The 12357-nt window shown below is 35.8% G+C and carries 8 protein-coding genes; all 8 read left to right on the top strand.

The genetic code is table 11. The annotated features are described in order from the left end of the window. Nucleotides 1-27 precede the first annotated feature (27 nt). The 8 genes from BXU10_RS06585 to BXU10_RS06620 all read left to right on the top strand — a co-directional run bounded on the left by BXU10_RS06585 (nt 28) and on the right by BXU10_RS06620 (nt 12348). Nucleotides 28-1905, top strand: coding sequence for a sodium:solute symporter family protein (locus tag BXU10_RS06585; RefSeq protein WP_078226667.1), 1878 nt, complete (start codon nt 28-30; stop codon nt 1903-1905). 261 nt (nt 1906-2166) lie between these two features. After that, complete coding sequence (locus BXU10_RS06590) at nt 2167-3132, top strand: glycoside hydrolase family 130 protein (protein WP_078226668.1); 966 nt, start codon at nt 2167-2169, stop codon at nt 3130-3132. A gap of 9 nt (nt 3133-3141) precedes the next feature. Then, on the top strand, nt 3142-4209 hold the full coding sequence (locus tag BXU10_RS06595; RefSeq protein WP_078226669.1) for a carbohydrate-binding family 9-like protein: 1068 nt from the start codon (nt 3142-3144) through the stop codon (nt 4207-4209). 50 nt (nt 4210-4259) lie between these two features. Beyond that, nucleotides 4260-5405, top strand: a complete 1146-nt coding sequence (locus tag BXU10_RS06600; protein ID WP_223255400.1) for a glycoside hydrolase family 18 protein — start codon at nt 4260-4262, stop codon at nt 5403-5405. Nucleotides 5406-5407: 2 nt separating this feature from the next. Then, the gene (locus tag BXU10_RS06605) at nt 5408-6487 is read left to right on the top strand and encodes a putative glycoside hydrolase (protein WP_078226671.1); all 1080 of its coding nucleotides are present in this window, start codon (nt 5408-5410) and stop codon (nt 6485-6487) included. Between the two features lie 167 nt (nt 6488-6654). Further along, the gene (locus BXU10_RS06610; RefSeq protein WP_078226672.1) at nt 6655-7680 is read left to right on the top strand and encodes an isoaspartyl peptidase/L-asparaginase family protein; all 1026 of its coding nucleotides are present in this window, start codon (nt 6655-6657) and stop codon (nt 7678-7680) included. Between the two features lie 351 nt (nt 7681-8031). Further along, complete coding sequence (locus BXU10_RS06615) at nt 8032-10344, top strand: beta-N-acetylhexosaminidase (protein WP_078226673.1); 2313 nt, start codon at nt 8032-8034, stop codon at nt 10342-10344. Between the two features lie 138 nt (nt 10345-10482). Then, on the top strand, nt 10483-12348 hold the full coding sequence (locus BXU10_RS06620; protein ID WP_078226674.1) for a beta-galactosidase: 1866 nt from the start codon (nt 10483-10485) through the stop codon (nt 12346-12348). Nucleotides 12349-12357: the final 9 nt, after the last annotated feature.

Genomic DNA, 12357 nt, shown 5'->3' on the forward strand with positions numbered 1-12357 from the left:
CAAAACTAACCTAACAACAAAAAATTAATGGATATTATTGACGTATCAATCATCGTAGCTTATATTCTGCTCTCGGTAGGTATAGGAATTTGGATTTCAAGAAAAGCATCAAAAGGATTAGACGATTATTTCCTCGGAGGTAAAACAATCAAATGGTACTTTCTGGGTCTTAGTAATGGATCCGGAATGTTTGATGTTTCGGGAACCTCATGGATGATTGGAGTTTTATTTCTGTACGGCGTAAAAAGCTTTATGTTTATGTGGCTGTGGCCGATATGGAACCAGATTTTCGTCATGATGTTCCTTGCCGTCTGGATCAGAAGATCAAAAGTTATGACGGGTTCTGAATGGATTCTGACTCGTTTTGGAAGCGACAGAGCCGGAAAAGCATCTCATATTATTGTAGCTATTTTTGCCATTATCTCAACAATTGGTTTCATTGCGTATTTCTTCGAAGGAATCGGAAAATTTGTAACCATCATCCTTCCTTGGGATTTGACGCTTCACTACGGTGATATGATTTTATTGACATCAGAGCGTTCTTATGCCTTGTTAATCATTTTTTTAACGACAATTTATACCGTAAAAGGCGGAATGTTCTCAGTAGTCGCAACAGAAGTTGTACAATATTTAATTATGATTATAGCCGGAGTTTTAATCGCAGGTTATGCCTTCATTAATTATACAGATATTCAGATTAATGCAGTTATTACAGAGGAATGGAAAAATGTCTTTTTCGGATGGCAGTTTGAAACCCAATGGACAGATAAATTTCAAACCTTCAATAATTTAATTGATTCAGAGGGGTACAAAATGTTTGGCGCTTTCATCGGAATGACCTTATTCAAAGGTTTCTTTGCGAGTGTTGCAGGGCCAACGCCTAGTTATGATTTACAAAGGGTTCTTTCAACCAAATCAGTCAAAGAAGCCGCTTATATGAGTGGTTTTACCAACCTGATTTTATTCATCCCGAGATATTTATTAATCACCGGAATCGTGGTAATCGCTTTGGTAAACTTAGCACCTGAATTAAATGCAAACACAGGATTAACCGGAGCCGATTTAGAATTATTGATGCCAAAAGTCGTTAATTTATATATTCCCGTTGGAATCAAAGGTATTTTACTGGCAGGTTTATTAGCCGCTTTTATGTCAGGATTCTCTGCATTCGTAAATGCAGGACCAGCGTATATCGTAAATGATATTTACAAAAAATACTTCAAACCGGTAGCATCCAATGCACATTATATCAAAGTAAGCCAGATTTCGTCTTTCCTTGTTGTTGGTTTAGGCGTTTTTATGGGATTCTTCGCAGATTCGATCAATTCATTGACTTTATGGATTACAAGTGCATTATACGGAGGTTACGTAGCAGCCAACTTTCTGAAATGGATTTGGTGGCGTTTTAACGGCTGGGGTTATTTCTGGGGAATGTTCTCCGGACTAGTTGTTGCTTCTCTACAATTTGCTTTAGGTCAGGCCAAAGGAGGCTTGTCAGAAGGATCATTTTTATATGATTTGGCACAAGTACAAGCTATTTACCTGTTCCCATTAATATTTGGATTCTCAATTTTAGGTTGTCTCTTAGGAACATATTTGAGCAAACCAACAGATATGGAAGTTTTAAAATCCTTTTATTCAAACGTAAGGCCGTGGGGATTTTGGAGTCCAGTTTATAAATTGTTAAAAGCCGAAGATCTGGCTTTCGAAAAAAACAATGATTTCTGGAGAGATATGATGAATTGTGCTATCGGGATTGTATGGCAGTCGAGTATGATTTTGCTTCCGATATTCTTTATTATCAGGGATTATCCAAAGGCGATTACAGCATTAATCGTGTTTTTAATAACAACAACAATATTGAAATTTACATGGTTGGATAAAGTTCGTAGAATAGAAGATTAGAGAATTAGAAAATATAAAATGCAGGACAGCTTTGTCAAAGTCTTAAACGTTCATTTTGTCATTTCGATAGAGGAGAAATCACACGCGTAACTCGACAAAGATTGACGTCACAGTTTGTCATTCTGAGAAACGAAGAATCTTCACGAGAAACTCTACAAAGATTGGCGAATTTCTGAGAGGAGTCGCTTACGAAGATCCTTCCTTCGTCAGGATGACAAAACAGACAGAATAAAAATAAAAAACAATAAAAAAAACAAAAAAATGAGCAGTATTCCATGGCAAGACAGACCCGAAAACAGTAAAGATGTAATGTGGAGATATTCTGAGAATCCAATTATTGACAGATATGCGATTCCATCATCAAACAGTATTTTTAATAGTGCTGTTGTACCTTTTGGCGATGGTTATGCAGGTGTTTTCAGATGTGATAACAAGGCCGTTCAAATGAATATTTTTGCCGGTTTTAGTAAAAACGGAATCGATTGGGATATTAATCATGAACCAATTGTAATGCAGTCCGGTAATACAGAAATGATCGAATCAGCCTATAAATATGACCCGCGTGTGGTTTTTATAGAAGACCGTTACTGGATTACCTGGTGTAATGGCTATAATGGCCCAACAATCGGAATTGGTTATACTTTTGATTTTAAAGAGTTTTTTCAGTGCGAAAATGCCTTTTTGCCGTTCAACAGAAATGGCGTTTTATTTCCACAAAAAATAAACGGAAAATACGCCATGTTAAGCCGCCCGAGTGATAACGGACATACGCCTTTTGGTGATATCTGGATCAGTTACAGTCCAGATATGAAATACTGGGGTGAGCACAGATTAGTTATGAAACCAACTCCTTTTGAAGACAGTGCCTGGCAGTGTACAAAAGTAGGGGCAGGGCCAATCCCTATTTTAACCAACGAAGGATGGTTGATGATTTACCACGGTGTTATCAATACCTGCAACGGTTTTCGTTATGCAATGGGATCAGCGCTTTTAGAAGTTAATTCACCGGATAAAGTAAAATTCAGAACACAACCGTATTTATTAGGACCGGCAGAGATTTATGAAATGGTTGGAGATGTTCCAAATGTAGTTTTCCCATGTGCAGCTTTGCATGATACTGAAGAAGATAAATTAACCGTTTATTATGGTGCAGCAGATACGGCAGTAGCAATAGCTTTTGGAAAATTGAGTGAAGTGATTCAGTTTACAAAAGATAATAGTTTATAAAAAATAAGCATGCTTTTAAAAAATCAATGGTTAACAATTGTTTTAGTTTTTTCTTCGATTGCTGTGTTATCACAATCGAAGAAAAATACTATTGTACCTAAAACCTATACAGCGAATAAAATTACAAAACCAATTTTAATTGACGGAGATGAATCAGATCCGGCTTGGAAAAATGCAGACTGGACAGCTCTTTTCGAAGATATCGAAAACGATATTAAACCTAAATATGCAACAAAAGTTAAAATGCTCTGGGATGAAACCAATTTTTATATTTTAGCAAAAATTGAGGAGCCGCATGTTTGGGCAAATTTAAAACAGCGTGACACTATTATTTTTTACAACAACGATTTTGAAGTTTTTATTGATCCCGACGGCGACACTTTTAATTATTATGAATTAGAGATAAATGCATTAAATACAGCCTGGGACCTGTTTTTATCAAAGCCTTACAGAGAAAATGATAATGTAGTTTTAAACGACTGGAATATTCCGGGTCTGAAATCAGCGGTAAAAATCAACGGAACGCTTAATAACCCAAATGATACTGATGAAGGATGGGGTTTAGAAATGGCAATTCCCTGGGCATCTTATAAAAAATCTTACAACGAAAATAATGTGCCGGCAGATAAATTCTGGCGCGTTAATTTTTCAAGAGTAAACTGGCAGCATTCACTGGCTGATGGTAAATACGAACGAAAAAAAGATGCTGACGGAAAATTTCTGCCTGAGTACAACTGGGTTTGGTCGCCAATGGGCGTAATCAATATGCATGAACCTGAAAAGTGGGGGTATGTTTATTTTTCTTCAAAGGAGGAAAAAGACACTTTTACAATTCCGCAGGATGAAAAAGTAAAATGGGAGCTCTACAATTTATATCGGGCTCAAAAAGAATATTATCAAAAAAATAAAGTCTGGGCAAAAGCATTAACGGATTTAACGAAAGAAACGATCAAAGTCGATGGTAAAGTTTTAAAACCTATCTTAGAAAATCATTTTTCGGGATATAATATTTTTGTAAAAAGTCCTTTTTCAAACCAAACGTTTACCATAAAAGAAGACGGTCAGTTTTTAAAGTAAAAAAACAATTAGACAATTTATCAGTAATGATTCATTATAAACAACATCATATGGCAATTAAATCAGTTTTTTCATTTCTGATTATCAGTGCATTTTTTGCTTGTTCTTCATTAGAAAGAAAACAAAATCAATCCAAAGAGGATTTTAAAATAATTGGATACGTTGCCGGCTATGAGAATTTTGATCCCACAAAAATTGATGCGGGCAAGTTGACTCACCTTAATTATGCCTTTGCTAATATTGTTGATGGTAATGTTCAGTTTGAGCTGGCTACTGATAAAGCGAAAATAGAAAACGTAATGGCGCTTAAAAAGCAAAATCCCGGTTTAAAAATAGTGTATTCTATTGGCGGCTGGGTTTGGTCAGATCAGTTTTCAAATATAGCAGCTTATGCCCAATCAAGAGAAAAATTTGCTAAAAGCGCTGTAAAACTAATGAAATCTTATGGCTTTGACGGAATTGATATCGATTGGGAATTTCCTGGACAACGCGCGGAGGACAATATTTTCAGACCTTCTGACAAAGAAAATTTTACCTTATTATTAGGCGAATTGCGCAAACAATTAGAAATTCAGACTAAAATAGATAATCAGCATTATTTGCTCACTATTGCAGCTGCAGCAGATCAGGAATATATTAAACATACTGATTTGAAAGAAGCACATCAATATCTTGATTTTATAAATCTGATGTGTTACGATTTTTACAATGGCTGGTTTTATCAAACAGGACATCACGCTAATTTATATCCTTCAAAAGAAGAAAAATTTGGAGGGAACAGTATTAGTGAGTCGGTAGACGCATTCTTCAAAGAAGGTGTGCCTGCTCACAAGCTTATTTTAGGAATCCCTTTTTATGGAAGAAAGTGGGAAAAAGTAACACCCGAAAATAATGGTTTATACCAGTCAGCCTTAACAGGAAGTGCTATTATGGCATCCTGGGAAATTGCTGCAGCATTAAAATCAGGAAAATTTCAAGAATTATATGATGATTCGGCAAAAGCATCTTATTTATGGAATGCCCAGGACAATATTTTTATTTCTTATGAAACTCCAAAAGAAATTGCTTTAAAAGCAGCGTTTATTAAACAGAAAAAATTAGGCGGTGCTATGTTTTGGGAATATAGTTTAGACAATAATCAGGAATTATTAAACAAACTGTACCAAAGTGCAAGTCTAACAAAACAAAGAAATTAAGTATGAAACTACCAAAACTATTACTTTTTTTATTGGCACTTAGTATTTTTTCATGTGCAAAAAAAGAAGAACAAACCACTTTTAAATTTGGAGTCTGGACATCTGCAGATGCCAAAAAATCAGATGCAGACTATACAAAAGAGTTCAAAAAATACAAAGATGCCGGAATCGATGAAGTATTAATTAATACAGGAGCAGATCCAAAACTTTTAAAAAGAGTAGTGACTTTAGCCACAAATGAAGGTTTAAAAGTGCATGCCTGGATTATGGCAATGAACAGACCCGGAGACTCCATTGCATTGCAGCATCCGGAATGGTATCAGGTAAGCAAAGAAGGAAAATCATGCTTTGACAATCGTCCTTATGTTGATTATTACCAATGGTTATGTCCAACCAGAAAAGAATCCAGAGAACACGTTTTACATTTAGTGGAAGAACTGGCAAAAGTAGAAGGGATCGAAAGTGTTCATTTAGATTATATCCGCTTTCCGGACATCTTTTTACCAATCAGTTTATTACCAAAATACAACCTGGTTCAGGATGTAGAATTACCTCAATTTGATTTTTGTTATTGTGACGAATGTATCAAAGCATTTGAAAAAATCCATCATAAAAATCCAAAAGAAAGTCATAATACTTCGATCGATATGGAGTGGAAAAACTTCAGATTAAATGCAATAAAAGCCGTTGTTGATGATGCCTATAAAATTGCGCACAAACACAACAAACAATTAACTGCGGCCGTTTTTCCTTATCCTGAAATGGCAGACCACATGGTACGCCAGCGTTGGGACAAATGGAATATCGATGAGGTTTATCCCATGATTTATCATAGTTTTTATGATGAAGAAATTGACTGGGTGGGTTATGCTACAAAACAGGGCGTTGCTGATTTAGAGCATAAAAAAACAAAAATTAATACAGGAATTTATATTCCGGGATTGAAAAATGATAAGGAACTTAAAGAAGCTATTTTACTGGCAAAAGAAAATGGAGCCGTAGGAGTTACTTTCTTCGACGGAAATGCATTGTCTGATAGTAATTTAAAGACCATTAAAGAAACAAAAGCAAGTTTAAAGTAATATCTTTTAAACACATAGAAACATAGGTTTTAAGTATGAATAAAAAGAATACAAAAAGAAACTAGTTTCTAACACATAGCTATGTTTTTTAACGCAAGTGAAACGCCTTTTATACGGTTTCAAAAACTATGTTCCTATGTGTTTAAATATAAATAAAAGTAAAAAGCATGTCAAATAGAAGAGATTTTATCAAAAAAGCAGCTTTAGGGGCAGCAGCGGTAACTTCTGTTGTTGGCCTTAGCGGATTTGTGAAGAAGGAAGATGAAAAAGGAGGCGCATTAGAATTTCCTTCAAAAAATCAAAAAAAGCCAGTCGTAATTTCTACATGGAATCATGGTTTACCGGCAAACAAAGAAACCTGGAAACAATTAAAAGACGGGAAATCAGCTTTGGACGCAATCGAAGCGGGAATGAAAATACCAGAAGCTGACCCAGCTGTAAGAAGTGTCGGTTACGGAGGATACCCGGATCGCGAAGGAAAAGTGACGCTGGATGCCTGTATAATGGATCATAACAGCAATTGCGGTTCTGTATGTTTTTTACAAGGAATCATGCATCCAATTTCTGTGGCAAAAAGAGTATTACAAAACACGCCTCACGTAATGCTGGCAGGACAAGGCGCTTTACAATTTGCTTTATCAGAGGGATTTAAAGAAGAAAATTTACTAACTCCGGAATCTGAAAAAGACTGGAAAAAATGGCTGGAAGATTCTAAATATAAACCAGTTATCAATATAGAAAATCACGATACCATAAGCATGCTAATGTTAGATCAGGATGGAAATCTTGCCGGAGGCTGTACAACAAGCGGCGCCGCCTGGAAAATGCACGGCCGCGTCGGTGACTCCCCAATAATCGGCGCGGGGCTTTTTCTGGATAACGAAGTAGGAGCGGCTGCAGCAACGGGTTTAGGGGAAGCCGTTATCAGAACTGCCGGAAGCGCAATGGTGGTCGAATTAATGCGTCAGGGAAAATCTCCTTATGATGCCTGTAAAGAAATTACAGAGCGTATTTACAACAAACATATAAATCACAAAGACATGGAATACCTGCAGGTTGGTTTTATTGCTTTGAATAAAAATGGTGAATACGCAGGATACAGTTTAAGATCAGGATTTAATTTTGCCGTTTCAGATGATGAAAAAGGTCACAGAATGGAGGATGCAAAATTTAAAATGTCGTGGGATAAGTAATTGTGACAAAGTTTTGTCATTCCGAGGAACGAGGAATCACACTCGGGATTCGACACAGATTGGAATATACGCAATATTTGTCATTTCGACGAAGGAGAAATCTCCGCAAGAGACTCTACAAAGATTGACGAGTTACGTTGAGGAGCTACTAACGAAGATTTACTTCGTCTGTTCGCTATCGCTCGGGTCTCCTTCGTCGAAATGACAAAACTGTGACAAAAATTAAAACATAAAAAATGTAAACAGTTTCTATGTGTATTCATGCAAATTGAAACGCCTTTTTAAGCTTTAAAAAACTATGTCTCTATGTGTTTAAAAAAATAACCACGCAGAGAACCCAAAAAACAAAGAATGAAAAAAGTACTATTCCTATTAACCTTGATCACTTCAATTTTCTCGGCTAACGCGCAGAAAGTTTACACGGAAAATGATATTCGTATCATTCCAAAACCGAGTCAGACTCTTATTAAAACTGGTGTTTTTGAATTTACAAAAGATACAAAGTTTGTAGTAAACGGTGATTTCCAAAAAGATGCTGCAAATGCTTTGGCTTCTAAATTTGAAGTTGCTGCAGGATGGAAACCAGAAACGACAACAAAAGCGCCAGTAAGCAATTTTGTTCAGTTTAAAGTTGATCTGAACTTAAAAAATGAAGCTTACGTTTTAGATGTAAATTCGACGAGCATTGTTATTGCTGCTAAAGGGAATGTTGGTTTCATGTATGGTTTAGAAAGCGTGAGACAATTACTTCCAGAAGCGATTGAAAGTAAATTTGCAATCACTACTGCAAAATGGGAGATTCCAAGTTTAACGATTACAGATGAACCTCGTTTTAAATGGAGAGGTTTAATGCTGGATTTATCACGTCATTTTTTTGATAAAAATTACATTCTGGCTACAATCGATCGTTTGGCAATGCATAAAATGAATGTTTTGCATTTGCATTTGGTTGATGACCAAGGCTGGAGAATCGAAATTAAAAAATATCCAAAACTAACAGAAGTTGGTGCTTGGCGAGTAGATCAGGAAAACTTATCCTGGAATGCAAGACTTCCGGTAACAGCAGATCAAAAAGGAACTTACGGAGGCTTTTTTACTCAGGAAGAGTTAAAAGAAATTGTAAAATATGCCGCATCAAAAAACATTGAAGTAATCCCGGAAATCGAAATGCCGGCACACGTAAGCAGTGCCATTGCCGCGTATCCTGAACTGGCATGTTTTGATCAGAAAATTGGTGTTCCGTCAGGCGGAGTTTGGCCTTTGACGGATATTTATTGTGCAGGAAAAGAAACGACTTTTGAATTTTTGCAAAATGTAATTGATGAAGTAATAACTATTTTCCCTTCAAAATACATTCATATTGGTGGCGATGAAGCGACTAAAACCAATTGGGCAAAATGTTCGCACTGCCAGAAAAGAATCAAAGACAATAACCTTAAAAGTGTAGAAGAATTACAAAGTTATTTTGTAAAACGACTTGAAAAATACATCAATTCAAAAGGAAAAAGAGTAATTGGCTGGGATGAAATTTTAGAAGGTGGTTTGGCTCCAGATGCAACGGTAATGAGCTGGAGAGGAATGAAAGGCGGCATCGAAGCAGCAGATCAAGGTCACGATGTGATTATGACTCCAGAAACACCTTGTTATTTCAACTTTTACCAAGGACCGCAAAACGAAGAACCTTTAGCTTTTGATGCTTATAATCCGTTAAGCGAAGTGTATAAATTTGATCCTGTAGTTGCAACTATGACACCTCAGGAAGCAGCACATGTTTTAGGAGGACAAGCGAATTTATGGGCAGAACATTTAGCATTACCAAAAGATTCTGAATACATGATTTTCCCGAGATTGGCAGCTTTATCAGAAACTTTATGGAGTCCGAAAGAGAAACGCAATTGGAATGATTTTACAACGAGATTATTTTCATTATTCAAACGTTACGATTATTTAGGAATAAATTATGCGAAAAGTGCTTATTTGGTTACTGCTTCTTCTACAGCAGATTTGGCTAATAAACAAATCAAAGTAGAATTGAAAAACGAGTTTCCTAATCCAGATATCCGTTACGTTTTAGGAGATAAAAGCATCGATCATCATGCTGTAAAATATACTGCTCCAATTGAAATCAAAGAAACGACTGTTTTAAAAGCTTCTTTATTTCAAGATGACAAACCAGTAGGAAAAACGTATACTGATACCCTTGTTTTTCATAAAGGATTTGCGAAAAAAGTGAAATACTTAACACCTTACAATTCGAATTACAAAGGAGATGCGAACACAATGGTCAACACGATTCGCGGAAGCAAAAATTTCCATGACGGACAATGGCAAGCTTGGTTGGTTAACGATATGGAATTGGTAATTGACCTTGAAAAAGTTGAAAGTATAGAGCAGGTAAGTGTTGGTGCTTTAGAAAGTCAAGGCGCAGGAGTTAATTTCCCAATTGAAGTAAAAGTATTCATTTCTGACGACGGATTTAATTACAGACAAGTTGGAAAAATAACACGTCCGTATGCTGTAAACGCAGTTCCGGAATTGAAAGATTTTAAAATTAATTTCCAAAAACAAAATGCACGTTTTGTAAAAGTAATCGGCGGTAACCTGAAGAAAAGTCCGAAAGGAGAAAGTTCTTGGCTGTTTGTAGATGAGATTGTGGTGAATTAATCTTTAACTATTGCCTCAATAGTTTTATAAAGTAGAATTATTAAAGAATAACTCTCTGTAGTATTTGATTATTTAAGTCGTTTACTACTTTAAGATTGCAATTTTTTAAGTTTATAAATTTATAATCTGAAAAAAAAAATGAATAAGATATTATTTAAGCTCGGAGTATTATTGATTTGCTTGATGCCGTTTTTTACTACGGCGCAAACCAAAGGATTTTCTATATCTAATGGAGAATTTCAAAAAGATGGGAAAATTATAAAAATACATTCAGGAGAAATGCACTATGAACGTATTCCTAAAGAATATTGGAGACATAGGCTGCAAATGCTTAAAGCTATGGGATTGAATACCGTAGCGACTTATGTGTTTTGGAATTACCACGAAATAGAGCCAGGTGTATGGGATTTTAAAACAGGAAATAAAGATTTAGCTGAGTTTTTACGTATCGCTAAAAGTGAAGGATTATATGTGATTCTTAGGCCAGGTCCGTATGCATGTGGGGAATGGGAATTTGGAGGCTACCCTTGGTGGTTGCAAAATAATCCAGATTTAGTAATTCGTACCAATAACAAAGCATTTTTGGAAGCTTGCAAAACGTATCTGGAACATTTGTATGCAGTGGTAAAAGGAAATTTTGCTAATCAGGGAGGACCAATTATTATGGTTCAGGCAGAAAATGAATTTGGTTCTTATGTTTCTCAAAGAACCGATATTAGTGCTGAAGATCATAAAGCATACAAAACTGCAATTTACAATATGCTTAAAGAAACTGGGTTTCCAGAGCCTTTTTTTACTTCTGACGGTACTTGGTTGTTTGAAGGCGGTGCTGTTGAAGGCGTATTACCGACTGCAAATGGGGAATCAAATATAGAGAATTTAAAAAAGCAGGTTGATAAATACCATAAACGGCAAGGACCATACATGGTTGCAGAGTTTTATTCTGGCTGGCTGGATCATTGGGCAGAACCATTTATTAAAATTGGATCTGAGGAGATTGCAAGTCAAACTAAAAAGTACCTTGATTCAGGTGTTTCTTTTAATTATTATATGGTACACGGCGGTACTAATTTCGGATTTACCTCTGGAGCAAATTATAATGAAGAAAGTGATATTCAGCCGGACATTACAAGCTATGATTATGATGCTCCTATTAGCGAAGCAGGTTGGGCAACACTAAAATTCATGGCTATTCGTGAAGTAATGCAAAAGTATTCTAAGACAAAATTAGCACCGATTCCAGAGAAAATACCAGTTACAAAATATCCTAATCAGCTTATCAAATCGAGTATGGATGTTTTAAGCTGGATCAAAAAAGAAAAAGCTGTTGTCAATGACCAGCCATTAACATTTGAAAAATTAGGTCAGGGAAATGGATATGTTTTATATCGTAAACGATTTACACAGCCAATTTCAGGCAAATTAAAAATAGAGGGATTGAGAGACTTTGCTACAGTTTATGTAAACGGAGTTAAAGCGGGTGAATTGAATAGAGTTTTCAAAAATTACGAGTTGACAGTTTCTATTCCTTTTAACGGTATTTTAGAAATTTTAGTTGAAAATATGGGGCGTATTAATTACGGAGCCGAAATAGTACATAATACGAAAGGTATTATTTCTCCGGTTTTCATTAATGAATATGAAATTAGCGGTGGATGGGAAATGTATAAAATGCCGATGAATGAAGTTCCAGTTCTTAAAAATGAAACGATAAAACCTGGACGTCCAGTTTTATATGAATCTACAGTAAACATAGAGAAACCAGCCGATACTTTTCTTGATATGACCAATTGGGGAAAAGGAATTGTATTTGTCAACGGACACAATCTTGGACGCTACTGGAAAGTAGGACCGCAGCAAACGCTTTATGTTCCAGGCTGTTGGTTGAAAACTGGTGCAAATAATTTTGTTGTATTCGAGCAGCTTAATGAAAATACCCAAAAAGAATTAATTTTTACAGATCAACCTATACTTGATAAACTAAACGAAAAAACAAAAGAATAAATAAAACGC

Source organism: Flavobacterium sp. LM4, assembly GCF_002017935.1.
Taxonomy (GTDB): domain Bacteria; phylum Bacteroidota; class Bacteroidia; order Flavobacteriales; family Flavobacteriaceae; genus Flavobacterium; species Flavobacterium chungangense.

Excerpts from the sequence above, each read along its gene's own strand:
- BXU10_RS06585 (WP_078226667.1), top strand. The coding sequence starts at position 28 with ATGGATATTATTGACGTATCAATCATCGTAGCTTATATTCTGCTCTCG.
- BXU10_RS06590 (WP_078226668.1), top strand. The coding sequence starts at position 2,167 with ATGAGCAGTATTCCATGGCAAGACAGACCCGAAAACAGTAAAGATGTA.
- BXU10_RS06595 (WP_078226669.1), top strand. The coding sequence starts at position 3,142 with ATGCTTTTAAAAAATCAATGGTTAACAATTGTTTTAGTTTTTTCTTCG.
- BXU10_RS06600 (WP_223255400.1), top strand. The coding sequence starts at position 4,260 with ATGGCAATTAAATCAGTTTTTTCATTTCTGATTATCAGTGCATTTTTT.
- BXU10_RS06605 (WP_078226671.1), top strand. The coding sequence starts at position 5,408 with ATGAAACTACCAAAACTATTACTTTTTTTATTGGCACTTAGTATTTTT.
- BXU10_RS06610 (WP_078226672.1), top strand. The coding sequence starts at position 6,655 with ATGTCAAATAGAAGAGATTTTATCAAAAAAGCAGCTTTAGGGGCAGCA.
- BXU10_RS06615 (WP_078226673.1), top strand. The coding sequence starts at position 8,032 with ATGAAAAAAGTACTATTCCTATTAACCTTGATCACTTCAATTTTCTCG.
- BXU10_RS06620 (WP_078226674.1), top strand. The coding sequence starts at position 10,483 with ATGAATAAGATATTATTTAAGCTCGGAGTATTATTGATTTGCTTGATG.